19 protein-coding genes are annotated in these 24,158 nt (G+C 71.7%); 13 read left to right on the forward strand and 6 right to left on the reverse strand.

Translation table 11 applies throughout. From position 1 onward, the window contains the following. Positions 1–32 precede the first annotated feature (32 nt). The gene (gene lanL, locus ACIP89_RS19150) at positions 33–2,717 is read right to left on the reverse strand and encodes a class IV lanthionine synthetase LanL (RefSeq protein ID WP_402115814.1); all 2,685 of its coding nucleotides are present in this window, start codon (positions 2,715–2,717) and stop codon (positions 33–35) included. A gap of 421 nt (positions 2,718–3,138) precedes the next feature. Between lanL and ggt the strand changes: the two genes are divergently transcribed. After that, positions 3,139–4,947, forward strand: coding sequence for a gamma-glutamyltransferase (ggt, locus tag ACIP89_RS19155; protein WP_401929943.1), 1,809 nt, complete (start codon positions 3,139–3,141; stop codon positions 4,945–4,947). 151 nt (positions 4,948–5,098) lie between these two features. Next, on the forward strand, positions 5,099–5,941 hold the full coding sequence (locus ACIP89_RS19160; RefSeq protein WP_402115815.1) for a glycoside hydrolase family 75 protein: 843 nt from the start codon (positions 5,099–5,101) through the stop codon (positions 5,939–5,941). Positions 5,942–6,005: 64 nt separating this feature from the next. On the opposite strand, the gene map is transcribed toward ACIP89_RS19160, so the two are convergent. After that, positions 6,006–6,773 (reverse strand): type I methionyl aminopeptidase, encoded by a 768-nt coding sequence (gene map, locus ACIP89_RS19165; protein ID WP_401929939.1) that lies wholly within the window; start codon positions 6,771–6,773, stop codon positions 6,006–6,008. A gap of 41 nt (positions 6,774–6,814) precedes the next feature. Between map and ACIP89_RS19170 the strand changes: the two genes are divergently transcribed. The 5 genes from ACIP89_RS19170 to ACIP89_RS19190 all read left to right on the forward strand — a co-directional run bounded on the left by ACIP89_RS19170 (position 6,815) and on the right by ACIP89_RS19190 (position 11,431). Then, positions 6,815–7,084, forward strand: a complete 270-nt coding sequence (locus ACIP89_RS19170; protein WP_401934005.1) for a helix-turn-helix domain-containing protein — start codon at positions 6,815–6,817, stop codon at positions 7,082–7,084. An 80-nt stretch (positions 7,085–7,164) separates the two neighbouring features. Continuing rightward, positions 7,165–7,545 carry a PPOX class F420-dependent oxidoreductase gene (locus ACIP89_RS19175; RefSeq protein ID WP_401929935.1) on the forward strand — a complete coding sequence of 127 codons (381 nt, stop codon included), beginning with the start codon at positions 7,165–7,167 and terminating at the stop codon, positions 7,543–7,545. Positions 7,546–7,716: 171 nt separating this feature from the next. Then, positions 7,717–9,102 (forward strand): hypothetical protein, encoded by a 1,386-nt coding sequence (locus ACIP89_RS19180; protein WP_402115816.1) that lies wholly within the window; start codon positions 7,717–7,719, stop codon positions 9,100–9,102. Between the two features lie 206 nt (positions 9,103–9,308). Then, entirely contained in the window at positions 9,309–10,151 is an 843-nt protein-coding gene (locus tag ACIP89_RS19185) for a nitrilase-related carbon-nitrogen hydrolase (protein ID WP_402115818.1), read from the forward strand. Next, complete coding sequence (locus ACIP89_RS19190) at positions 10,148–11,431, forward strand: aspartate aminotransferase family protein (protein WP_401929929.1); 1,284 nt, start codon at positions 10,148–10,150, stop codon at positions 11,429–11,431. The genes ACIP89_RS19185 and ACIP89_RS19190 overlap by 4 nt, the downstream gene beginning before the upstream one ends. 58 nt (positions 11,432–11,489) lie before the next feature. Here the strand turns inward: ACIP89_RS19190 and ACIP89_RS19195 are convergent, their stop codons facing one another. Continuing rightward, complete coding sequence (locus ACIP89_RS19195) at positions 11,490–12,437, reverse strand: hypothetical protein (protein WP_402115820.1); 948 nt, start codon at positions 12,435–12,437, stop codon at positions 11,490–11,492. Between the two features lie 269 nt (positions 12,438–12,706). On the opposite strand from ACIP89_RS19195, the gene hydA reads away from it, so the two are divergent. The 4 genes from hydA to ACIP89_RS19215 all read left to right on the forward strand — a co-directional run bounded on the left by hydA (position 12,707) and on the right by ACIP89_RS19215 (position 18,600). Next, on the forward strand, positions 12,707–14,107 hold the full coding sequence (gene hydA / locus ACIP89_RS19200; protein ID WP_401929925.1) for a dihydropyrimidinase: 1,401 nt from the start codon (positions 12,707–12,709) through the stop codon (positions 14,105–14,107). A gap of 12 nt (positions 14,108–14,119) precedes the next feature. Next, complete coding sequence (locus tag ACIP89_RS19205) at positions 14,120–15,121, forward strand: TIGR03842 family LLM class F420-dependent oxidoreductase (protein ID WP_402115821.1); 1,002 nt, start codon at positions 14,120–14,122, stop codon at positions 15,119–15,121. Between the two features lie 74 nt (positions 15,122–15,195). Next, entirely contained in the window at positions 15,196–16,509 is a 1,314-nt protein-coding gene (locus ACIP89_RS19210) for an acetyl-CoA carboxylase biotin carboxylase subunit family protein (protein WP_402115822.1), read from the forward strand. Positions 16,510–16,554: 45 nt separating this feature from the next. Continuing rightward, the gene (locus ACIP89_RS19215) at positions 16,555–18,600 is read left to right on the forward strand and encodes a CocE/NonD family hydrolase (protein ID WP_402115823.1); all 2,046 of its coding nucleotides are present in this window, start codon (positions 16,555–16,557) and stop codon (positions 18,598–18,600) included. Positions 18,601–18,693: 93 nt separating this feature from the next. Here ACIP89_RS19215 and ACIP89_RS19220 read toward each other — a convergent pair whose 3' ends face one another. From ACIP89_RS19220 to ACIP89_RS19230, 3 genes are all read right to left on the reverse strand, one after another. Further along, a complete protein-coding gene (locus ACIP89_RS19220; RefSeq protein ID WP_402115871.1) occupies positions 18,694–19,959 on the reverse strand; it encodes a cation:proton antiporter in 1,266 nt (421 codons plus the stop codon). 316 nt (positions 19,960–20,275) lie between these two features. Continuing rightward, complete coding sequence (locus tag ACIP89_RS19225; RefSeq protein ID WP_402115824.1) at positions 20,276–20,629, reverse strand: PRC-barrel domain containing protein; 354 nt, start codon at positions 20,627–20,629, stop codon at positions 20,276–20,278. Positions 20,630–20,902: 273 nt separating this feature from the next. Next, positions 20,903–21,676: a hypothetical protein gene (locus tag ACIP89_RS19230; protein ID WP_401929915.1), complete on the reverse strand. Its 774-nt coding sequence runs from the start codon at positions 21,674–21,676 to the stop codon at positions 20,903–20,905. Between the two features lie 204 nt (positions 21,677–21,880). On the opposite strand from ACIP89_RS19230, the gene ACIP89_RS19235 reads away from it, so the two are divergent. Then, entirely contained in the window at positions 21,881–22,243 is a 363-nt protein-coding gene (locus ACIP89_RS19235; protein WP_401934027.1) for a hypothetical protein, read from the forward strand. A gap of 204 nt (positions 22,244–22,447) precedes the next feature. Next, the gene (locus tag ACIP89_RS19240) at positions 22,448–23,908 is read left to right on the forward strand and encodes an amidase (RefSeq protein ID WP_402115826.1); all 1,461 of its coding nucleotides are present in this window, start codon (positions 22,448–22,450) and stop codon (positions 23,906–23,908) included. The last annotated feature ends 250 nt before the right edge of the window (positions 23,909–24,158 follow it).

Raw genomic sequence — 24,158 nt, forward strand, 5'->3', positions numbered from 1 at the left:
TCTCTGAGGGGTCGCGGCAGACTTCCTGCCGCTCAGTCCGGCAACTGGACCATCCAGTGCCGGAGGTCTGTGTGGTGGATCCGCAGGAGGAACGCCAGGGTCCCGGCGGATCCGTCGCTCCAACTGGTCGAGACGTCCCCGTACTCGTTGGGGAAGACCACGTGGCCCTGGCGACGGGCTCCCTCCGCGGCGATCAGGCGGGCCAGCTCCTCGGCCTTCGCGCGGTAGTCGGGGTCGCCCGTGGCGACGGCCATGTCGAGCAGGAAGTCACCGTTGCCCGCCAGCCCGTGGCACTGGCTGAGAGGCGCGCGGGAGGCGCGTTCCATCACGGACCAGGCGCTGCGCCGGGCGAGGTCACCGAACCTCTGGTCCCCGGTGACCTGCCACAGGCGGACGAGGAAGGCACCGATGCCCGCCGCGCCGTGGCACCAGTACGGGGCCGTGGGCAGGTCCTCGGCCTGGGCGGGCCACTGGGCCGCCCGGCCGACGAGGACGGCGTTGGCCGCCAGGTGCTCACCGACCTCCACGGCCAGGTCCATGTGCTCGGGGCGCCGGGAGACGAGCGCGGCGGAGAGGAGGAAGCAGCCGATGCCGGCCGAGCCGTGGGCGAAGCCGAGATAGCGCTTGCCGCCCTCTCCGGAGAGGGCCTCGGCAGGGATCGCCCAGCTCACCCCGGACGGCTCGCGTCGTGCCGCGCGGACCAGCCGGTCGGCCGCGTCCACGGCCATCTCGGCGAAGCGCGGGTCCCCGCTGCGGTGCCAGAAGTGGAGGGCGGCCATGCCACTGCCCGCGGTGCCATGGGTGATGTCGTGGTGGAGTGTGGACTCCTGCGGGGCCAGCGCCATGGCCAGCGCGTGGTCGACGAGGGCCTGGTCGTCAATGGCCCGTCCGGCGTCGTACAGCGCCCAGGCGGTGCCACGGCCGCCGAAGTGCAGGCCGGGGCGGGTGGAGCGGGTGTCGGTGCGGTCCGCGATCCAGCGGCCCGCGGTGGCGAGCAGCGGGGGGATACGGGGGTCGTTGACGTGTTCGCAGTACCGGGTCAGGACGGCCAGGACACCGGCCGCGCCCTGCTGAACGGTGCAGGGGTCGGTCTCCCCGGCCTTGGTGGACACCGGCCAGAGCCGCCGTTCGTCCGCCGCGGTCATCGAGTCGACGAGGTGGTCCACGAGCCCGGTCACCGTGTCCTGCGGGGAGTCGGTGAGGGGGTTGAGCGCGGTACGCGTCGTGCGGGCCGCCGCGTGGGGCCCGGGGCGGGCCGGGGCGCCGGCCTGCTGGAGTGCCTCGCGCGCCAGGGCCGGATTCCAGCGTTCGGCGGGCACGTCCCGCATCAGGCCGAGGACCATGTCCACCAGGCAGTCGGGCAGTTGAAGGGATTCGGCGCAGGCGGTCAGCCATCCGGCGAGCCGCTCCTGGTCGGGTCTGGCGGCAGGCTCCTCCGGCAGCAGGTTCGGCACCTTCCCGGCCAGGACGAAGCAGATGGTGGCCCCGAGGCTGTAGTAGTCGGCCGTCGTGGAGACGGGGGCGTCGGCCAGGCGTTCGGGAGCGCTGAAACCGGGGGTTCCGACCCGGGTGGGCAGCGGGGAACCGTCCGCGACGACGGCGAGTTCGAGGTCGATCAGGCGCAACTCACCGTCGGGCCGGACCATGACGTTGCCGGGGGTGAAGTCCCGCAGCACGCAGCCGTGGGCGTGAGCCGCTTCGACCAGCTCCACCAGGCGTGCCACCTGGGCCAGGGCATCGACGCGGTAGCGCTCGCTCCCGGCATCACGGAAGTGTTCGGCGACCCAGACACGCAGGGGGACCCCCGGGATTTCGCTCTGGGCCAGGAACAGATGCCGGCCGTGCTCGAAGAGTGCCAGGGCCTCCGGCGCCAGCCCGGTGCCCGTGAGCCTCTCCAGCGCACGGGCCTCGGCGCGCAGCCAGTCGCGGACATCGCGGCCGGAGGCGTCGGCCTCGACGTGCGGCCGGGTCTCCTTGATCACCACGGCGGCGCCGGTGGCGGCATCGGTCCCCCGGTAGACGCCGCCCTTGTTGGTCTGCCGGATCGCCTCGCGTACCGCGAAACGGCCGCCGAGCAGTACCGGTCTGCCCGCCGCTTCCGCCGTGCGCGGTGCCTCGGGCACCGAGGCGGGGAAGGGGCAGGCCGCCCAGGAGGGGGGAGAATAGTGGCCGGTGCGCTCGTCCTCCACGGGGTTTCCGTCGGGGTCCTCGATGCACCACACCAGCAGCCCCGACTCCGACAGCCGCTGCCGGCCGGCGAAGGCGCCGTAGCGGTAGTGGACCAGGCTTTCCGCGACGTACGGCCGGTCCGACAGGATGCGCGGCCCGGTCAGCCCTGCCGTGACCCGGTGCAACTCCTGGGCGAGCCGGACCGCGTCGCCATCGGAACGCGGGTAGACGGTGATGAACTTCCCCGAGCTTCCGCGCGGCGTGGAACGGGAGTTGAGCGCACTGACCTGGTCGAGCGACCGGGCGAACTTGAACGCCGACTCCTCGCGCAGCAGCACGTCCAGCGACTTCGCGAGAACGGCGGGCGCGGAGGCGACCGTCGCCGACACATGGAGCTTCCAGCCCTGGGCGCGCCGGCTCCCCGACCACGGCACGACACGGCACCACATCTCGTCCGTGTCGGCCGTCCAGCGTGCCATGGTGTCAGTCGCGTGAAGGGCTTCGCGGAGGAGGCTTGCCAGCCCGACCTCGGTTGCGTTGCTCGTCATCACTCTCCCTCTCAACGGTGGGAACCGCTGATTGGAATGTGCCCACGTCACATGAGCTGCAACTCGCTGGCCTGCGTATTCACTTGACCGAGCGAGCGCGCGGCGTGCGTTTCGACGGGAGGGCGCCGCTCGGCGCGGAACAGCGCACGGACCCCCGCACCCAGTGCGGCACGAGTGCGCGGTACGGCGCGGGGAGGCCGCTCCCGGTGCGGTCCGGGCCGGCACGCGGTCGCCGGGCGGGCCGGGGGCGGCGTCGGTGCGGCGACGGGGCCGAGGGCTATCACGCCCGGCGCCGGGCCGGGTAAGCCGTCAGTCAGGGGCGGGCATGTCGGCGGGCATTCGGCCTCAAGTTCGAGGCGGTCCTGACGGGGCGGCCGGGGCAGCGCTACCCTGCGCGGACGATCCTGCACTGGAGGTGCGCATGCGACGTTCCGTCGCGCGGAATGTGTCGTTGTTAGGTGTACTCGCCGCAGTGGTGTCGGTCGGGGCGGCCGCGCCGTCCTCATCCGCGCCACCGGCCGCGCCGACAGCCAAGTCCCCCGTCGCGGTGGGATACGGGGGAGCGGTCTCCAGCGTCGACGCCGACGCGACCGCCGCCGGTATCGAGGTGCTCCGCAAGGGCGGCAACGCGGTGGACGCGGCGGTGGCGACCGCGGCGGCGCTGGGGGTGACAGAGCCCTACTCCGCGGGGCTGGGCGGTGGCGGCTACTTCGTCCGCTACGACGCCAGGACCCGGACCGTGCAGACCATCGACGGCCGGGAGACCGCACCGCGCAGCGCGGACTCCTCGCTGTTCCTGGAGAACGGGAAGCCGCTCGCCTTCGCCGACGCCGTCACCAGCGGACTCGGCGTCGGCACGCCCGGCACCCCGGCCACCTGGGAGACCGCCCTCGACACCTGGGGCAGCAAGTCGCTCCGGCAGGTGCTGAAGCCGGCCGAGCGCCTCGCCCGGGACGGCTTCGTCGTGGACAGCACGTTCCGGTCCCAGACGGAGGGCAATCAGGCCAGGTTCGCGGACTTCCCGGCGACCCGGAAGCTCTTCCTGCCCGGTGGCCAACTGCCGGTAGTCGGTTCGGTGTTCAAGAACCCGGACCTGGCCCGCACCTATGACGAGGTCGGCCGCAAGGGGCTCGACGAGATCTACCGGGGCAAGCTGGCCGAGGACGTCGTGCGGACGGTACGCAATCCGCCCGTCGACCCCGGCTCGTCCCGGGTGGTGCGGCCGGGCGATCTGACCACCAAGGACCTGCGCTCCTACCGGGCGCTGCGCCAGGCGCCGACGAAGACCGGCTACCGGGGGCTCGACGTGTACGGCATGGCGCCGTCCTCCTCCGGTGGTACGACGGTGGGCGAGGCGCTGAACATCCTTGAGTCGACCGACCTCTCGAAGGCGAGCGAGGCGCAGTACCTGCACCGCTACATCGAGGCGAGCCGGATCGCGTTCGCCGACCGGGGGCGCTGGGTGGGCGACCCGAAGTTCGAGGACGTGCCGGCGAAGGAGCTGCTGAGCCAGCGGTTCGCCGACTCGCGGGAGTGCCTGATCAAGGACGACGCGGTGCTGACCAGCCCGCTCGCGCCGGGCGACCCCCGTCATCCGGCCGACTGCGCCACCGGCGGGAAGGCCGCGCCGACGACGTACGAGGGGGAGAACACCACCCACCTGACGACCGCCGACAAGTGGGGCAACGTCGTCGCGTACACCCTGACGATCGAGCAGACCGGTGGCAGCGGGATGACGGTGCCGGGGCGCGGGTTCCTGCTCAACAACGAGCTGACGGACTTCTCGTTCGCGCCCGCCGACCCGGCCGTCCACGACCCGAACCTGCCGGGTCCGGGCAAGCGGCCCCGGTCGTCGATCTCCCCGACCATCGTGCTCAAGCACGGACAGCCCGTGCTGGCTCTGGGCTCGCCGGGCGGCGCCACGATCATCACGACCGTGCTGCAGTCGCTGATCGGCAAGGTCGACCGGGGGCTCCCCCTGGTGGACGCCATCGCGGCGCCCCGCGCCAGTCAGCGCAACGCCGCGAAGACCGAGCTCGAACCGGGGCTGTGGAACAGTCCGGTGCGGGCGCGGCTCGAAGCGCTCGGGCACGTCTTCACGCCGAATCCGGAGATCGGAGCGGCGACGGGCGTGCAGCGGCTGCCGGACGGGCGCTGGCTCGCGGCGGCGGAGACGGAGCGCCGGGGCGGCGGTTCCGCGATGGTGGTGAGGCCCGCCGGACGGCACTGAAGGTTCGTCAACAACCATCCGGAGGGGGCCGGCCGGCCGCGGGAGAGCCGCGGCGGCCGGCCTTCAGGGTATTGACGTGGACATGACTGGAGGAGCATCTTGGCATCTCGGTAAGGAAACTTTCCTAATAGAAGGGCACCCCACCATGCGTATGCACACGCTTGCCCTCGCCGCAGCCTCCGGCGCCGCTCTCCTCGCGGCCGGATCGCTGACACCGGCCGCCTCCGGCGCCTCCTCCACCCCCTCCGCCGCGCCCGCGGCGGCGCGGAACGCGCACCCGGGCGCGGTGCGCCTGGCGCCCGTCGCCCACACCGCCCGGCTGTCCCACGACGGCCGCTCCGACGCTGCCGGGGCCACCGCGGACGGCGCCTCCCCGGCCGGGGAGAAGCCGCCCGCCGGCATCAAGGAGGGCTCCGTCAGCGCGGCCGACCTGCTGGCCAAGGTCTCGTCCTGTTCGCAGATCTCGAACGGCAAGTACCGCACGGACGAGGAGACTTCGGCCACAGTGCCGGTCTGCGGCGCGAACGGCGCGGTGTTCTGGAAGGCCGACATGGACATCGACTGCGACGGGCAGGTGACCACGGCCTGCAATGAGGACACCGACCCCTGGTTCCAGGACGACACCGCGTTCCACACCTCCGGCGACAAGCCGCTGAGCGCAGAGAAGCTGCCGTACGTCGTCGTGCCGAGCAGCAGTTCCATCTGGAACTACAGCAGTGCCGGGATCAAGGGCGGTGGCGTCGTCGCCGTCATCTACGGCGGCAAGGTGGAGTACGCCGTCGTCGGTGACACCGGCCCCGACAAGATCATCGGTGAGGCCTCGTACGCCACGGCGAAGGCCCTCGGAATCGACCCCGATCCGGAGACCGGCGGTGCCGAGTCCGGCGTCACGTACATCCTGTTCAAGAACTCGAAGGTGTCACCGATCGAGAGCCATGGCGCCGCCGTGACCGCCGGGGACGCGCTCGCGAAGGAGTTCCTGCAGAACAACTAGGCCACCGGCAACCGGGACGCCGTCCGGTGGTCGCCCCCCCCCGGCGGCGATCCCTCGGTGTTCCTCACGGCGCGGTCAGGATCCTGGGGCCGTCGTCCGTGATCGCCACCGTGTGCTCGGCGTGGGCGGCCCTGCTGCCGTCGGACGTGCGCAGCGTCCAGCCGTCCGGGTCGGTGCGGAAGGTGTCCCGGCCGCCGCCGAGCAGCATCGGTTCGATGGCCAGCACCATGCCGTGCCGCAACGGCATCCCGCGGCCCGGTCGTCCCTCGTTGGGGACGCCCGGGTCCTCGTGCATGGACCGGCCCACGCCGTGGCCGCCGAACCCCTCCAGGATGCCGTAGCCGGCCGTGCGGCAGACCCGGCCGATCGCGTGCGCGATGTCCCCGATCCGGTTGCCGACGACGGCCGCCGCGATGCCCGCGTCCAGCGCCGCGAACGCCGTCTCGATCAGCCGGGCGTCCGCGGGCCGGGCGCGGCCGACGGTGAAGCTGATCGCCGAGTCCCCGACCCAGCCGTCGAGCGTCGCGCCCGCGTCGACGCTCAGCAGGTCGCCCTCGCGCAGCCGCAGGTCCGTCGGGATCCCGTGCACGACCGCGTCGTTGACGGACGTGCAGATCACGCCGGGGAACGGGACCGGGGCGAAGTCCGGCCGGTAGTTCAGGAAGGGGGAGCCGGCTCCCGCCCCGCGCAGGACGCCGCGGGCCACCTCGTCGAGTTCGCGCAGGGAGACGCCGGGCGCCGCCGCGTCCCGGGTGGCTGCCAGCACCTGTGCCACGACCCGGCCGGCCTCGCGCATGGCTTCGATGGACGTGTCTGTCTTGAGTTGCACCATTCCAATTACTATACCGGTGCAGGCGGTATTAGAATGACGGCATGGTTCGAACACCCCTGACCCCGGAAGAGCACCTGCGCGGCGAGCGGCTCGGCCGCCTGATCCGCGAGGCGCGCGGCCACCGCAGCATGGTCGACATCGCCCGCAGCGCCGGAATCTCGGCCGAGACGCTCCGCAAGATCGAGACCGGCCGCGCCCCCACCCCCGCCTTCTTCACCGTCGCCGCGCTGGCCGGGGCGCTCGGCCTCTCGATGGACGAACTGCTCCTGCGCTGCGCGCCCGAGCCGGCCGTCGTCCCGCTGGCGAGCTAGCCGAACCGGCTGCGGCCGGGGGCTGTTGGGGATTTCGTGCCGTGCGGCGGACCGGGGCGCGAGGTGCGTAAGGTTGCGCCATGAGTCTCCAGGATTTCGCGCGCAGTGAGTACGTCAGCCTCACCACGTACCGGAAGGACGGCACTCCCGTAGCCACCCCGGTCTGGGCGGCCGTCGCCGGGGACGAGCTGCTCATCTGGACCAAGGCCGATTCGTGGAAGGTCAAGCGGCTGCGCAAGAACCCCCGCGTCCTCGTCACGGTCTGTGACGTACGCGGCCGGATCGCGGAGGGCGCCCCGAGTGCCGAGGGGACCGGCCGGCTGGTCGACGCCGAGGAGATGAGCGCGGTGCGCAAGGCCATCGGCCGCAAGTACACCTGGAAGTACTGGCTGCTCGACTACCCGGCGCTGGTCTTCCGGCTCGGCAAGCGGCCGCACACCGGGATCGCCATCACCTTCTGACACACCGGACGCGTGCGCCCGCGCGTACCGGCGTACTCGCGGGGCACGCGCGGCCGGGGCCGCGCGGCGTCCGCACCGGTTCCGAAAAGAGCGCGTAGCCGTCCCGTAACACGCCTGCGGTCGAATGCCTGCGGACTGGAAGGTTCCAGCCGACGGCGGCCGAAGGCGGAAATGACAGTGCATCAACATGCGGTGTCCCTGGGCGAGTTCGCGCACTACCTGCGGTATCTGACGCGGCTGCTCGACCCCGCCCGGGGCTGGTACGGCGTCTTTCGTGAACGTGACCCGGAAGGGATGCGGGCCTGTCTGGAGGGCGCCGAGATCCCGCCCTGGGATGTGGTGGATTCGCTCCTGGTGGATCTCGCGACGGTACGCGGCGACGTGTTCGCCGGACGGGAGTCGGCGCGGGCTGCCGAGCTCCACGCCACCTCCGCCGCCGCCCACGACCGGCGCCCCGGCGGGCGGCAGCAGCTCGTGGAGCGGCTGGAGCTGATGCTGCGGGAGCAGGCGCATGCCGCCCAGCGGCTGCGTGCGGCCCACGGGAGCGGGGTGGCGGGCGAGCTGGACGCCCAGGCGTCGGCCTGGGCCCGCGACGACCACGAACGCGCCTCCGCCCGTTGTGCGGAGCTGCGCCGACGGCTGGCGGCGGTAGCGGACGACGCCCCCGAGACCCAGCCGCCGCCGCCCGCCCCGGCCCCCGCTGCGGCCGACCGGTCCGCTCCCGCCGGCCCCGCGTCCGGGCCGGCCGCTCCGTCCGCACCCGCTCGGGACCACGTGCCCGCGTCCGGGCTGGCCGCTCCGGCCGCTCCCGCTGCCGTCCCCGCTCCCGCTTCCCGCCCCGCCCCCGCCGCGCCTGTGCGCAGAAGGCCTCGCGGTGCCCGGTTCGCCGGTCTGGACGCGGACGAGGAGAGCACCGGCTCCGTGGTGCCCGTTCTGCCCGTGCCGCCGATGGCGGCCGCCGTGCCGCGCGGCGCCCGGTTCGGCGGCGCGCCCGGCGTGCGGAAGGGCCCCGCCGAGGCCGTTGTGGACCCCGAGGCGCGGAAGGCGGCCCGGGACACCGTCGCGGCGCTGCTCCGGCTGCGGACCCAGGGCCGCAGCGGGGAGGCACACGGGGTGCTCTGCGAAGCGGCCGGCCGGCCGGCGGACCGGTTGCCGGTGCTCGCGGCCGAGCTCCAGCGGGCGGGGCTCGACGCGGACTGGGCCACCCTGCTGTGGGAGGTCTCCTCGCTGCCTCCGGCCGCACTGGCGGCAGCGGCCGCCGCGCTGTCGGAGGCGGGGAGGTCCGAGGACTGCGGCCGGCTGCTGCGCCAGGGCGTGGCGCGGCCCGCCGCCGAGATCGCCGACGCCGTGACCGCCCTCGACCGGGCCGGCCGGGGCCCCCAGGCGCAGGCGCTGCTCGGTGCCTTCGTCCGGGTCCGGACCCCGCAGGACGCGGCCAGGGTCGCGGAGGGCGATCCGCGCCGCCTCGTGCCGCGACTGCTGGCGGCGGCCCGGGGGGTGTCGGAGGCGCGCGAGCGGGACGTCGTCCACGCGCTGCGGGTCGCGGGGATCGGCTGAGGGCTGTCCGGCCCGTGCGCACGACCCGTGCCGGGCCCCGCGCCCCCGGGCTGGACCGCACGGGTGCGAAACATGATCGACTCCGCTGGTTCACGGCGATGGTCTTGCCCCGCTGTGTGACGGGGCTTACGTTCTCCTCTACGCCTGTGTCTACGGGCGTAGAAACTGCCAAGAGGCTCTCTGACGCCGCGTCGAAGGAGCAGCTCATGTCCCACGTCGTACGCGCCGCACTCGTCCAGGCGACCTGGACCGGCGACACCGAATCCATGATCGCCAAACATGAGGAACATGCCCGCGAGGCAGCCCGGCAGGGCGCGAAGATCATCGGCTTCCAGGAGGTGTTCAACGCCCCCTACTTCTGCCAGGTGCAGGAACCCGAGCACTACCGCTGGGCCGAGGCGGTGCCCGAGGGCCCGACCGTACAGCGGATGCGGGAGCTGGCCAGGGAGACCGGCATGGTGATCGTGGTCCCGGTCTTCGAGGTCGAGCAGTCCGGTTTCTACTACAACACCGCCGCCGTGATCGACGCCGACGGCTCGTATCTCGGCAAGTACCGCAAGCACCACATCCCGCAGGTCAAGGGGTTCTGGGAGAAGTACTACTTCAAGCCGGGCAACGCCGGCTGGCCGGTCTTCGACACCGCGGTCGGCAAGGTCGGCGTCTACATCTGCTACGACCGGCACTTCCCCGAGGGCTGGCGCCAACTCGGCCTGAACGGTGCCCAGCTGGTGTACAACCCGTCCGCGACCTCGCGCGGCCTGTCCGGCTATCTCTGGCAGCTGGAGCAGCCGGCGTCCGCCGTCGCCAACGAGTACTTCATCGCCGCGATCAACCGCGTCGGCCAGGAGGAGTACGGCGACAACGACTTCTACGGCACGAGCTACTTCGTCGACCCCCGGGGTCAGTTCGTCGGTGACGTGGCCAGCGACAAGGAAGAGGAACTGCTCGTCCGTGACCTCGACTTCGGGCTGATCGACGAGGTCCGCCGGCAGTGGGCGTTCTACCGGGACCGCCGCCCCGACGCGTACGAGGGACTGGTCGAGCTGTGAGCAGCCTGCACCACCGCCATCTCGCCGTCAGCCCGGAGTGGCTGGCTCTCTACTACCGGCATCCGCTGGAGATCACCCACGGCGAGGGCCGCCACGTCTGGGACGCGGACGGCAACCGCTACCTCGACTTCTTCGGCGGCATCCTCACGACCATGACCGCCCACGCGCTGCCCGAGGTCACCAAGGCGGTCACCGAGCAGGCCGGGCGGATCATCCACTCCTCCACGCTCTACCTGAACCGGCCGATGGTGGAGCTCGCCGAGCGTGTGGTCAGCCTCTCCGGCATCCCGGACGCCCGGGTCTTCTTCACCACCTCGGGCACCGAGGCCAATGACACGGCGCTGCTGCTGGCCACCGCGTACCGCAGGTCCAACCAGATCCTCGCGATGCGCAACAGCTACCACGGCCGGTCCTTCTCCGCCGTCTCCATCACCGGCAACCACGCATGGTCGCCCACCGCCCTGTCCCCGCTCCAGACGCTGTACGTGCACGGGGGCGTCCGCGGCCGCGGACCGTACGCGCACCTGAGCGACGAGGAGTTCATCGCGGCCTGCGTGGCGGACCTGGAGGACCTGCTCGGCCACACCAGGGACGCCGCCGCACTGATCGCGGAGCCCATCCAAGGCGTGGGCGGGTTCACCTCACCGCCCGACGGCCTGTACGCGGCGTTCCGCGAAGTCCTCGACCGGCACGGCATCCTGTGGATCTCCGACGAGGTGCAGACCGGCTGGGGGCGCACCGGGGAGCACTTCTGGGGCTGGCAGGCCCACGCGGAGAACGGTCCGCCCGACATCGTCACGTTCGCCAAGGGCATCGGGAACGGCATGTCGATCGGAGGGGTCATCGCCCGCGCCGACGTCATGAACTGCCTGGACGCCAACTCCATCTCGACGTTCGGCGGTTCACCGGTCACCATGGCCGCCGGGCTCGCCAACCTCTCGTACCTCCTCGAACACGATCTCCAGGGCAACGCCCGCCGGGTCGGCGGGCTGCTCATCGAGCGGCTGCGGGCGATCGCGGCGGGGTCGGAGTGTGTCCGGGAGGTACGCGGCCGGGGGCTGATGATCGGCGTCGAGCTGGTGAGGCCCGGCACGGACGAGGCGAACCCCGAAGCGGCCACGGCCGTGCTGGAGGCGGCCCGCGCGGGCGGCCTGCTCATCGGGAAGGGCGGCGGCCACAACACCAGCGTGCTGCGGATCGCCCCGCCGCTCTCGCTCTCCATCCCGGAGGCGGAGGAGGGGGCGGCGATCCTCGCCGAAGCGCTGCGGGCGGCGGAGTGATCCCGTGAGGGGGCGCCGCCGGTCCGGCGCCCCCCGGGGCCTGTCCTCGGACCGCCGGTTACCGCCCGACGGCGTCGAACTTCACGGAGCCTCCGTCGTTCTCGTCGTCGGTGCCCCACACGGCCTGTCTGCCCGGCGCGAAGGCGATGGCCTCGATCCTCCGGTTGTCCCGCTTGGTGAACAGGGCGAACGGTACGAGGTCGTTCCTCGGCTTCACACGCAGCACCGCGTCATGGGCCGCGTTCACGGTGAGCCGGCCGGCGTCGTAGACGGCGGAGGCGAACGGCCCGCCGTCCGCACCGGGATCCGAGGCCGACGACGCCATGACGGTGCCGTCGGCCAGGACCTTCAGATCGCTGACGTGCCGGACCTCGTCCTCGTTCGGGAACGGTACGGAGAACACCTGCCGGGCCGTGACCGTGCCGAATTCCGGGCCGCGGGTACCGACGCGTACCGAGGAGGCGCTCACGACGGCCTCGCGGGGGCCGCTGCCCCGCGTCGCCCACACGGCGAAGGTCCGGCCCGAACCGTCGCGGTGCAGCGCGAAGCTCCCGTAGCCGTCCTCGTCGTGCCGGCCCGGCAGCGCGACGGGTCCGCCCCTGACCGTGACCCAGCCGTCCGCCACGACGATGTGGTACGCGTCGCCCCCGCCGGTCACAGCGATGTAGTGGCCGGCGCGGCCGGGCACCGCGTCGAGCGCCTCCAGGTCCGCGGGGAGCACGCCGAGCCAGGGGAGTTCGGTGACGGCCGGCGCCCGGCCGGGCCGCAGCCGCAGCGCCGCCACCCTGCTCTCGTGGTCCCCGCTGTTGTCCCGTACGGCGACCGCGTCGGCCAGGCCCTCGCCCACCGGCGCGCCCTCGACGAGCGCCATACCGCTCACCCCGCCCAGGACGCCGGAGCCGATCCGCTGCCAGTCGTCGGACGGGACGGGGGCCCCGGCGGCCGGGGGAGCGCCGGCCAGGAAGGCGCAGAGGGCGGCGGAGGCGATGACTGCGTTTCTGATCATGGGGCGAAGCTAGGCGACCGCTCTCCGGGTCCGGGCCGAACTGCCGCCGCCGTCCGGAGGGTTCCCCCGCACGGACTCGCTCCACTCGCCCGTCCGGTGCCGGGCGCGGGGCGCCGCGCTGGGCCGGTGGAGTGCCGGACGGCTGAAACGGAAACGTCTTCAGCGGTTGACCGCAGCGGTATTGCCACAGTGGGCAACCCACTTCTACGTTCTTCACCACGCACCGGTCTACGTGCGTAGACCCATTCCGCCACAGTGAGGAGGGGTACATGAGCCGCACCGTCATCCACGGCGGCCTCGTCGTCACCGCGTCCGACGAGATCCACGCAGACGTACTCGTCGAGGGCGGCCGCGTCGCCGCACTCGCCGCGCACGGCACCGAAGCCGCGGCGAGCTGGACCGCAGAGCGGACCATCGACGCCACCGGCAGATACGTCATCCCGGGCGGCGTCGACGCGCACACCCACATGGAGATGCCGTTCGGCGGCACCTACGCCGCGGACACCTTCGAGACCGGCACCCGGGCGGCCGCCTGGGGCGGCACCACCACCATCGTCGACTTCGCCATCCAGTCGGTGGGGCGCTCCCTGCGCGAAGGGCTCGACGCCTGGTACGCGAAGGCGGACGGCAACTGCGCCATCGACTACGCGTTCCACATGATCCTCGCCGACGTGAACGCCTCCTCGCTCAAGGAGATGGACCTGCTGGTGGCGGAGGGCGTCACCTCCTTCAAGCTGTTCATGGCCTACCCCGGGGTCTTCTACAGCGACGACGGCCAGATCCTGCGCGCCATGCAGCGGGCCGAGTCCAACGGCGGCCTGATCATGATGCACGCGGAGAACGGCATCGCCATCGACGTCCTGGTCGAGCAGGCGCTCGCCGAGGGCCGCACCGATCCGCGCCACCACGGAGACGTGCGCAAGGTGGCGCTGGAGGCGGAGGCCACCCACCGCGCCATCCAGCTCGCCCGCGTCGCCGGGGCCCCGCTGTACATCGTGCACGTCTCCGCCGACGAGGCCGTTGCCGAGGTCGCGGCCGCCCGCCACAAGGGGCTGCCCGTCTTCGGGGAGACCTGCCCGCAGTACCTCTTCCTCTCCACCGACAACCTCGCGGAGCCGGACTTCGAGGGCGCCAAGTACGTCTGCTCCACGCCGCTGCGGCCCAGGGAGCACCAGGAGGCGCTCTGGCGGGGCCTGCGGAACAACGAACTCCAGGTCGTCTCCACCGACCACTGCCCCTTCTGCTTCTCCGGGCAGAAGGAGATGGGACGCGGCGACTTCTCGAAGATCCCCAACGGCATGCCGGGTGTCGAGAACCGGATGGACCTCCTGCACCAGGCGGTCGTGGACGGCCACATCTCGCGCCGCCGCTGGATCGAGATCGCCTGCGCCTCGCCGGCCCGGATGTTCGGCCTCTATCCCAAGAAGGGCACCATCGCCCCCGGGGCCGACGCCGACATCGTCATCTACGACCCGGCCGCCGAACAGACCGTCTCCGCCGAGACCCACCACATGAACGTCGACTACTCGGCGTACGAGGGGAAGCGGCTCACCGGACAGGTGGAGACCGTGCTCTCGCGCGGTGAGGTCGTCATCGACCGCCGCACCTTCACCGGCCGCGCCGGCCACGGCATGTACACCCCCCGAGCCACCTGTCAGTACCTGGACTAGGAGTACCCCGGCATGGACTTCGGACTCGTCCTGCAGACCGACCCGCCCGCCTCGGCCGTCGTCGGCCTGATGCGCCGCGCCGAACGCAACGGCTTCCGCTACGGCTGGACGTTCGACTCGGCGGTGCTCTGGCAGGAGCCCTTCGTCATCTACAGCCGCATCCTCGAACACACCGAGCGCCTCGTGGTCGGGCCCATGGTCACCAACCCCTCCACCCGCACCTGGGAGGTAACCGCCTCCACCTTCGCCACCCTCAACGACATGTACGGCAACCGGACGGTCTGCGGCATCGGCCGCGGCGACTCCGCGATGCGGGTGGCGGGCCGCAGCCCCAACACGCTGGCCAGGCTGGGCGAGGCGATGGACGCCATCCGCGACCTCGCGGAGGGGCGCGAGGCCGTGGTCGACGGGCAGCCGATCCGGATCCCCTGGGTCAAGGACGGCCGGCTGCCCGTCTGGATGGGCGCGTACGGGCCCAGGGCGCTCGCGCTGGCCGGGCAGAAGGCTGACGGCTTCATCCTCCAGCTCGCGGACCCCTTCCTCACCGAATGGATGATCAAAGCGGTCCGGGAGGCGGCCGCGGAGGCGGGCCGTGACCCCGGTTCCGTCACCATCTGCGTCGCCGCACCCGCCTATGTGGGCGACGATCTCGACCACGCCCGCGAGCAGTGCCGCTGGTTCGGCGGGATGGTCGGCAACCACGTGGCCGACCTGGTCACCCGGTACGGCGAGCACTCCGGTCTCGTCCCCGAGGCGCTGACCGCGTACATCGCGGGACGCGCGGGGTACGACTACAGCCACCACGGCCGGGCCGGAAACCCCGACACGACCTTCGTGCCGGACGAGATCGTCGACCGGTTCTGCCTGCTGGGACCACCGGCGGCGCACATCGAGAAGCTCCGGGCCCTGCGTGATCTGGGCGTCGACCAGTTCGCCGTCTACAACATGCACGACGCCCGCGAGGCCACCATCGACGCCTACGGCGCCGAGATCATCCCCGCCCTCTCCGACTGACCGGCGCCACCGGCGGTTCGGTTTGAAGCCTGTGTGGCGGGTACGCGCCGTGGACCCCATGAGAGGACCACACCGTGCCCGTACAGCGGAAGAACATCTTCATAGTCGGCCTGGACGAGTCGAATCTGCCGACTCTGGAATCCGTCCCCGAATCCGATACGTACCGCTTCCATCCCCTGCTGAGCATCGGCGAGCTGCAGGAGGGCGAGGTCTCGGTGGCCGATCTGATGAGCCGGGCCCGCGAGATCCTGGACGCGCACGAGGGCAGCATCGACGCGATCGTCGGCTACTGGGACTTCCCCGTGAGCACGCTCGTACCGATGCTCGGCAGCGAGTACGGCACACGCACCACGAGCCTTGAGTCCGTCGTCAAATGCGAGCACAAGTACTGGAGCCGGCTGGAACAGCAGAAGGTGATCGACGCGTACCCGAAATTCGGACGGGTGGACCTGAGCAGCGCGGATCCTCAGCCGCCCGATGGCGTGAGCTTCCCCATGTGGCTCAAGCCCGCCCTTGCCTACTCGTCCGAACTGGCATACGGCGTCTCGGACATGACGGAGTTCCGGGCGGCCGTGAACAAGATCCGTGAGGGCATCGACCGGGTCGGAAGGCCGTTCAACGCGGTACTGGAACTCCTGGACCTTCCGCCGGAAATGGCGGGGGTGGGAGGCCAGGTCTGTCTGGCCGAGGAAGCGATGACCGGCATCCAGGTGGCGGTCGAGGGATATGTGAACGACGGGGAGGTGACCGTCTACGGAGTGCTCGACTCGATCAACTACTCCGGTTCCTCCTGCTTCCTGCGCCACCAGTACCCGAGCGCGCTGCCGTCCTCGGTGATCCGGAAACTGCACGACGTGAGCGAGCGGACCATGCGACAGATAGGCATGGACTCCGCCACCTTCAGCATCGAGTACTTCTACGACCCCAAGACCGGTGACATCAGCCTGCTGGAGATCAACCCACGGCACTCCCAGTCCCACGCGGAGCTGTTCGACTACGTCGACGGCGCCCCCAACCACCACCGGATGATCAGTCTCGCCCTCGGGAAGGACCCCGCCCTGCCCAGCGGGAAGGGCCCGTACGGCGTGGCCGCCAAGTGGTACTACAGGTGGTTCGGGGAGGGGACGGTGCATCAGGTGCCCACGCCCGACGAGCTCGCCGAGATCGAGCGGAGGATACCCGGGGTGCGGATCGATGTCGTGCCCGCCGAGGGTCAGAAGCTCTCCTCGGTGTCCCAGCAGGACAGCTACAGCTACGAGATCGCCCACATCTTCACCGGGGCGGACGACGAGGAGGGCCTGCGACGCAAGTTCGACCAGTGCGTCGCGGCCCTGGGCCTCACCTTCGACGACACCGCACCGGGCGGCCGTGACGAGAAGACGTCCTGAAGACGTCCTGAAACGGCCCCGAGCGGAAAGGAGCACACCATCGGTATGCGATACGTCGACCGGCTTCCCCAAGCGGTCGAGCGGGAGGACCACGTCACCATCAGGATGTCGGACGGGGTCCGGCTGTCAGCGAGGATCTGGCGTCCGGTCACCTCCGGCCGGGAGCCGGTCCCGGCGATCCTGGAGGCCATTCCGTACCGGAAGAACGATCTGACCTCCACCCGCGACGCGATCCACCACCCCTATATCGCCGGGCACGGCTACGCCTGCGTACGCGTCGACCTGCGCGGCACCGGCGAATCGGAGGGTGTCCTGCTGGACGAGTACCTGGAACGGGAGCAGCGCGACCTCGAAGAACTGCTCGCCTGGCTCGCCGAGCAGCCCTGGTGCGACGGAACCACCGGAATGATGGGCATCTCCTGGGGAGCGTTCGCCGCCCTCCAGGTCGCCGCCCGGCAGCCGCCGAGTCTGGGCGCCATCGTCATCGCGTCCTTCACGGACGACAGGTACGCGGACGACATGCACTATCTCGGCGGTGCGATGCTCTCCGACAACCTGGCCGAGGCCGGGACCATGTTCGCCTACGCCACCTGCCCTCCCGATCCGGCGGTGGTCGGCGGGCGCTGGCGGGACATGTGGCGGGAACGGCTGGACTCCGCGCGCCCCTGGGTCCTCGAATGGCTGCGCCACCAGCACCGGGACGCGTACTGGCGCCACGCGTCGCTCAGTGAGGACTATCAGGCCCTGCGCTGCCCCGTGCTGGCCTCCAGCGGCTGGGCGGACGGGTACTCCAACGCCGTCACCCGGCTGCTGAGCCGGGTCCAGGTGCCGCGCAAGGGGCTGATCGGCCCCTGGTCGCACAAGATGCCCCACCTCGGCGAGCCGGGGCCGGCCATCGGCTACCTCCAGGAGGTGGTCCGATGGTGGGACCACTGGCTCAAGGGCGTGGACAACGGCGCGATGGACGGACCCATGATCCGCGCCTGGATGCAGGAAAGCGTGCCGCCGTCCACCTCCTACGAGGAGCGTCCGGGCCGCTGGGTGGGGGAGCCGAGCTGGCCCTCGCCGCACATCCAGGAGGTGTCGCACCCTCTGCGCGACCGCACCATCGTGCGCGCCGGAGAGGAGCCCGACTCCGCACGGGAGGGCGGATCCGCGGGCCGTGTCCACACGGTGCGGTCGCCGCTCTCGGTCGGGCAGTTCGCCGGAAAGTGGGCCTCGTACAACGCCCCGCCGGATCTGCCGTACGACCAGCGCGAGGAGGACGGCGGCTCACTCGTCTTCGAGACCCGGCCGCTGGCCGAACGCGTCGAGATCCTCGGCGCGCCCGCCGTCGAACTCGTGGTGTCCTCGGCCAAGGAGGCGGCGCAGATCGCCGTCCGGCTGTCCGACGTGGCGGCCGACGGCCGGGCGACCAGGGTGACCTACGGGGTGCTCAACCTCGCGCACCGGGAGGGCGACAGCCCCGGACCACTGGAGCCGGGCCGGACCTACCGGGTGCGCATCCCCCTCAACGGAGTCGCTCAGGTCTTCCCGGCCGGGCACCGCATCCGGCTCTCGCTCTCCACCTCGTACTGGCCGCTGGTCTGGCCGGCGCCCGAGCCCGCCCTCCTGAGCGTCCACGAGGACGGCAGTTCCCTCACCCTGCCGATCCGCCCCACGGACACCCCGATCGACGACTCCCCGCAGCCCTTCGGCGAGCCCGAGGGCTGCGCACCGCCGGACGTGACCCAGCTGACCGAGCCCGAACAGGCCTGGACCGTGTCGAGGAACCTGGTCGACTACCACTCCTCGCTCGACATCATCAAGGACCGCGGACTGCAGCGGTACGAGGAGAACGGGATCGAGGTCGGACTGCGGGCCGTCGAGCGGTACACCTCCGTCGCGGACGACTTCGGATCGGTGAGCGGGGAGTCCGCCTGGACGATGCGGTTCAGGCGCCCCGCCTGGGATGTCCGGGTGGAGACGCGCACCCTCCTGACATCGGACGAGAACGCCTTCCACGTCGATGCCACGCTGGACGGCTACGAGGACGGCCGCAGGGTCTTCTCCCGCACCTGGAACGAGAGCGTTCCGAGGGACAACGTCTGAGCCCGCGACGCGGCTGAAGGCCCGGGGGCCGGTGACGGCCCCCGGGCCCGGGGTGGAGGGGCGTCCGGGCGGTTGCCGGGAGCCGATGGCGCGTCACCCGGTCCGGCTCCGCGGCGCGTTGTCGCCCAGCCTGTCGAGGTGGGCGATCACCGGAGGCGCGGAGGCGCCGTGGAGGAGGACCGACACCAGGATGGTGAAGACCACCACCGACCACATCTCGTTCTGGTACGCGCCGAAGTCGCCCTTGCCGCAGGCGTAGGCGAGATAGAAGAGGGACCCGATTCCGCGGATCCCGAAGAACGCGGTGACCAGGCGCTCCTTCCGGCCGCCCAGCCCGCCGAACTGTGCGAACCACCCCGATACCGGCCGTATCAGCAGATGGAGGAGCAGGCCCACGACGGCGCCCCGCCAGGTGAGGTGGCTCAGGGCCCCCGTGGCCACGAAGGCGCCCACTCCGAAGAGCAGGACGGCCATCAGCAGCCTTTCGATCTGGTCGGTGAACTCGTGCAGGACCTTGTGATAGCCGTGGCCGTGCTCGAACCTGCGCACGGTGCAGGCAGTCACGAACACCGCGAGAAAGCCGTAACCGTGCAGGGACTCGGTGATGCCGTAGGAGGCGAACGTCGCTCCCAGCGCCACAAAGCCTCCGCCGTTCTCGGAGAGCCGGAAGGACCGCGTGTCGGAGCGGAAGACCATCCGCCCGAGCAGCAGGCCGGCGCCCACGCCGACTGCCAGGCCGACGCCGATCCTGAGGAGGACGTCGTTCAGGGCCCAGTGCGAGACCCAGTCCGTGGACCAGCCGTCGCCGGCCGCCGCCAATGCGACGGCGGCCAGGACGAAGGGGAAGGCGAGCCCGTCATTGAGGCCGGCCTCGCTCGTCAGCGCGAAGCGCACCTCGTCCTCGTCGTACTCGGCGTCCGTCGGTTCGCCGACCCTCACCTCGGAGGCGAGTACCGGGTCCGTCGGTGCCAGCACGGCCGCCAGCAGGAGTGCGACGGACAGCGGCCAGTCGAGCAGCCACCAGGCCGCGAGCGCGGTGGCACCGATCGTCAGGGGCATGGCCAGCCCGAGCAGCCGCCAGGTAGTGGACCACTGCCGCCACCCGAAGGGACGGTTGATGGCCAGCCCCGCGCCCATCAGCGAAATGATGACGCACAGCTCGGTGAGATGCTCCACCCAGATCCGGTCCGTGAAGGGGTCCACCGAGGGAAGAGGCAGCGGCAGCAAGTACGTTGCGGTACCCGCTGCCAGGAACACCATCGGAACGGAGACCGGCAGGCGGAAAAGCAGTCGGGGCAGCACCGCGGCGAGCAGGACGCCGATGCCGAGACACGCGTAGACCGCACCGGTGGCGGTTATCACGTCCGGCCGCTCCTTTCGGTTGGCCGCACGTGAGGCCGACGGAACGAATTCCGTCGGAGCGGGATCCTCGCGATTTCTGGGGCGGTCAAGGAATGGGTATCCCGCTTCAATGGAATGACCCCGGGTATGGGGTGAAGGCCGAGGTGGAGGAAAAGCAGACCGTCATGGACGCCGGCACTCCGGTGAGGAGCGGTATTCCCGCTGCGGAGCCGGCCGGCGCCGTGGGTACGCACACGCCGGGGCCGTTGTACGCGCACGCCAGGGCCGGCCAGAATCTGCTGGCCGGCCCTGGCGGGAGGGTGGTGCCGCGCGGTCAGGGGCGGCGGTAGCTGTCGTAGTAGCCGCCGACCTGCTCGTGGTATCCGGCGTCACCGACGTGCTTGTCCTTGTCGAACTCGGGGGAGTCCTTGATCTGGTCCTTCGTCAGGTCGACGAATATCTTGCGCTCGGCCTGGTCGACGGTGCGTACCGTACCGGCGGGCAGCATGACGTGCTTGCCGAAGATCCAGACACCTGTATCGACCACGATGTACGAGGAGTTGACATTGTCCGAGTGCTTGTCGACCTTGCCGATGCTTCCGTCGGTGGCCTCGACCTTGTAACCGATCAGGTCAGTGCCCGCCGTGTGGCCCGTGGTCGGCTGGTAGCCCCAGATGTTGTCACTCATAAATTGCTCCCTCATTGAGATTCTTCGCTGCTCCACCACCAGAACTGTGGAGTCGTCCGGCGTCTCCGAAATAGTCGGTGACGCGCTCTCAGAAGTTCGGGTGCCCTGCATCCTGGATGGCACACACCTATTCGGCGGATGTTTTGCCGCGTTGATTTCACGGGAGCGCGACGCCATGAATCCGGGCCGCGACGACGGTGCGTCGCGGCCCGGATTCATGGCACCCGCTACCTCAGGGGCTACGTACCCTGCCGGGGGAGGGGAGCCCGCGCGTCACGCGGTCCCCGTCGAGCGGCCCAGCAGTGCGTTGATGTCGAAGGTCTGATCCGGTGGCGGGGTTGACGTGGGCACCGGCTTGTCGAAGGCGGAGAAGTCCACGGTCGCGTCCGCCCCGTCGCCCCGGAGGGTGAGCCGCAGCGGGTACGGCTTTCCGGTGGCCGCCACGTACAGGACCAGCGTCCTGTTGTCCCGCATCCTGGTCAGCGGTACGACCGGCGCCGTGCCGAGGGTGGTCTTCGCACCCTTGTTGAGCGTGCCGGTCTCGTTGTCCGCGTTGTCGCTGACCAGCTTCTGGAAGGTGTCCAGATCACAGGCCTTCGTCAGCGGGAGCAGCCGGGAGTCGGTGGCCGAGGCCCTCATGTAGCGGCCGTTCAGGATCGCGGCGAAGGCCTGGCCGCCGTCCGGGACCTGGTTCTTCCAGAAGTCCGTGTCCGGTTTGACCCAGACGTCGTTGCCGCGCTTGACGATCTGAACCGAGCCCTGGCTGTTGCCGAGGTCCACCGAGCCGTCGCAGTTGCCGCTCCGGTCCAGGGTGAGTTCCAGGGACATCGGTGTACTGCCCCCGCCGAGGTCCCCGCGGGTGCTCAGGTGCATGGAGTGCGCGCCGAGCAGGGCGTCGCGGGCACGGTCCGCGACCTGCTGGGCGGTGAGGGTGTCGATGTCGTCCGCGTGTGCCACGCCGCCGCCGACGAGACCGCCGCCGGTGACGGAGAGCACGATCGCCGCGGTCCATGCGGCCGGGCGTGTGCCGAGATGTGGACCGGTCACGTCGCCTCCTCGAAGGGTCGTGGCGGGGCTGCGCGGGTGAGGTCCGCGGTCCGGTCTTCCGAGCGTACGCCGGGGCAGGGACGGCCGCCCGACGGAGAAACCGGCACCCGGACGGGTGCCCGGCGTGACGTCCCGGAGCGGATTCGGTTATCGGGGTGAGGGCGGCTGCGAGGACAGCCGGTTCGTCACGACCGAGAGGGAACCATGAGGAAGACCATGCGGAATCTGTCCGCGGCCATGCTGCGGAGCACCGCCGTCGCGGGCCTGACCGCGGTGCTCGCGGCCTCCGCCGGCCTGGCCACCACGGCGACGGCGGCGGCCCCGGCGGCGACGCCCCCGGGGCTGTCCTGCGAGACGGGCAAGCACGCCGTCGACGACTACACCGGTTACGCGCTGTGCCGGAACAACGGTGGCGCGACGCAGACCTTCTGGGTGCACCTGGTCTGCGGCTGGTCCCCGGACGTGGACGGCGAACACGTCACGCTCAACCCGGGCCAGTCCGGTCAGTCGACCGCGCACTGCGCCGGGCTCGGCACCGGAATCGGTGAGATCACGGTGCAGCCGTAGCTCCGTAGCGGCCGTGGGGGTGGGGGAGCCGGCGCGTGCCGGCCCCGCACCCCGGGCCCGGGAGCCGGCCGTACCGCGGCTCCGGCAAGCGGTATCCGACACTCCCGCCGGACGGTTGAGCGCACCGCCCCGACTCGTTACCCTCCAGTAGCGACCGGGCGGACGGGTGCGCGCACCTGACGGTACGAGGGAGGCGGGCAGCACATGTCCTCAGCGGAGTCCATCGAGACGGACGCGGCGGTCCCGGCCGGGCTGGCCGACAGCGCACGGGCCCTGGCGGACGGGCGCACCACCGCCACCCGGCTGGTCTCCGAGGCCCTCGGCCGGATCGAGGCGAGCCAGGGCACCCTGAACGCCTTCCGGCACCTGCGGGCAGCGGCCGCACTCACCGAGGCGGCCGAGGCGGACCGCCGGCTGGCGGCCGGCGAACGGCTGCCGCTCCTCGGAGTGCCCGTCGCGGTCAAGGACGACACCGATGTCGCCGGGATGCCCACCTACTTCGGCTGCGCCGGGGAGCTGCCCGCCGCCACCGCCGACAGCGAGGCCGTACGCAGACTGCGCGCCGCCGGGGCGGTGATCGTCGGGAAGACCAACTCCTGCGAACTGGGCCAGTGGCCGTTCACCGAGGGGCCGGCTTTCGGCGTCACCCGCAACCCCTGGAACACCGGCCACACCCCCGGCGGCTCCTCCGGCGGATCCGCGGCCGCCGTCGCGGCCGGTCTCGTGCCCGCAGCGCTCGGCTCCGACGGCGCCGGGTCCGTCCGCATCCCGGCCGCCTGGACCCATCTCGTCGGCATCAAACCGCAGCGCGGCCGGATCTCCGTCCACCCGCACAGCGACGCCTTCCAGGGCCTCACCGTCAACGGGCCGCTGGCCAGGACCGTCGAGGACGCCGCCCTCCTCCTGGACGCCGTCGCGGGGGCGCACCCCGACGACCCGCACCGCCCGCCGCCCGTCGAGGCCCGCGCCGCCGCCCGCCGCGACCCGGGCCGGCTGCGCATCGCCGTCGCCTGGCGGCCGCCGCTCACCCTGACCAGGACCGCGCCCCACCCGGAGGTACGGCGCGCCGTCGCCGCCCTCGCGGAGGCGCTGGCCGCGCTCGGCCACCACGTCGAGGAGGCCCGCCCCCGCTACGGGCTGATCGGCCTCGGCTTCGTGCCCCGAGCCACCGCGGGGATCGCGGAACTCGCCGCACGCCATCCCGACCCCGCGCTCCTGGACGCGCGCACCCGGAGCGCCCTGCGTACCGGCACCCGGCTCGGCGGCCGGGTGGTGCGGGCGGCCAGGGAGCGCGAGCTGCGCCAGCACCGGCGGATCGGGGCGCTGTTCCACCCCCCGCGCGGGCGGGCCGGATCGGGATTCGACGTGCTGCTCACTCCGACCACCGCCCTCCCGCCGCCCCGCATCGGCAGCTTCGACGGGCTGAGCGCCTGGCGGACCGACGTGGCGATCGCGGAGGCCTGCCCATACGCCTGGCCCTGGAACGTGCTGGGCTGGCCGGGGATCAACGTCCCCGCGGGGTTCACCTCCGACGGCCTCCCGGTCGGTGCCCAGCTGCTCGGCCCCTCCCGCAGCGAGGAGCGGCTGATCTCGCTGGCCGCCCAGCTGGAGGCCGACCGGCGCTGGTACGAACACCGTCCGCCGGCCGTGCCGCGGGTGTGCTGAACACGCGGGTGGGCAACGCCCGTGATCAGCGGGTCCGGCGCTTGCTGACCGGAGCCGCTCGCGCCGTGCGCGCTCGCACGCGTCCGGTGCACCGGAGGGCGTCCCGTGCGGGAGCGGGGCGTGGGCCCTCGCCGCACGTGCCGCGTCGGGGGCCGTGCGGCCGGGTGCGCACGGGACGGAGAAGTCCACCGCGCCGGGGGCGTCCTTCCGGCAAGGGGGTGCCCGGGACCGCGCCCGACTCCCCGTGTTC

Source organism: Streptomyces sp. NPDC088730 (assembly GCF_044751215.1).
Taxonomy (GTDB): Bacteria; Actinomycetota; Actinomycetes; order Streptomycetales; family Streptomycetaceae; genus Streptomyces.

Excerpts from the sequence above, each read along its gene's own strand:
- ACIP89_RS19195 (WP_402115820.1), bottom strand. The coding sequence starts at position 12,437 with ATGATCAGAAACGCAGTCATCGCCTCCGCCGCCCTCTGCGCCTTCCTG.
- ACIP89_RS19225 (WP_402115824.1), bottom strand. The coding sequence starts at position 20,629 with ATGAGTGACAACATCTGGGGCTACCAGCCGACCACGGGCCACACGGCG.
- ACIP89_RS19185 (WP_402115818.1), top strand. The coding sequence starts at position 9,309 with ATGTCCCACGTCGTACGCGCCGCACTCGTCCAGGCGACCTGGACCGGC.
- lanL (WP_402115814.1), bottom strand. The coding sequence starts at position 2,717 with ATGACGAGCAACGCAACCGAGGTCGGGCTGGCAAGCCTCCTCCGCGAA.
- ACIP89_RS19180 (WP_402115816.1), top strand. The coding sequence starts at position 7,717 with ATGACAGTGCATCAACATGCGGTGTCCCTGGGCGAGTTCGCGCACTAC.
- ACIP89_RS19235 (WP_401934027.1), top strand. The coding sequence starts at position 21,881 with ATGAGGAAGACCATGCGGAATCTGTCCGCGGCCATGCTGCGGAGCACC.
- map (WP_401929939.1), bottom strand. The coding sequence starts at position 6,773 with ATGGTGCAACTCAAGACAGACACGTCCATCGAAGCCATGCGCGAGGCC.
- ACIP89_RS19215 (WP_402115823.1), top strand. The coding sequence starts at position 16,555 with ATGCGATACGTCGACCGGCTTCCCCAAGCGGTCGAGCGGGAGGACCAC.
- ACIP89_RS19160 (WP_402115815.1), top strand. The coding sequence starts at position 5,099 with ATGCACACGCTTGCCCTCGCCGCAGCCTCCGGCGCCGCTCTCCTCGCG.
- ACIP89_RS19240 (WP_402115826.1), top strand. The coding sequence starts at position 22,448 with ATGTCCTCAGCGGAGTCCATCGAGACGGACGCGGCGGTCCCGGCCGGG.
- ACIP89_RS19175 (WP_401929935.1), top strand. The coding sequence starts at position 7,165 with ATGAGTCTCCAGGATTTCGCGCGCAGTGAGTACGTCAGCCTCACCACG.
- ACIP89_RS19205 (WP_402115821.1), top strand. The coding sequence starts at position 14,120 with ATGGACTTCGGACTCGTCCTGCAGACCGACCCGCCCGCCTCGGCCGTC.
- ACIP89_RS19170 (WP_401934005.1), top strand. The coding sequence starts at position 6,815 with ATGGTTCGAACACCCCTGACCCCGGAAGAGCACCTGCGCGGCGAGCGG.
- hydA (WP_401929925.1), top strand. The coding sequence starts at position 12,707 with ATGAGCCGCACCGTCATCCACGGCGGCCTCGTCGTCACCGCGTCCGAC.
- ggt (WP_401929943.1), top strand. The coding sequence starts at position 3,139 with ATGCGACGTTCCGTCGCGCGGAATGTGTCGTTGTTAGGTGTACTCGCC.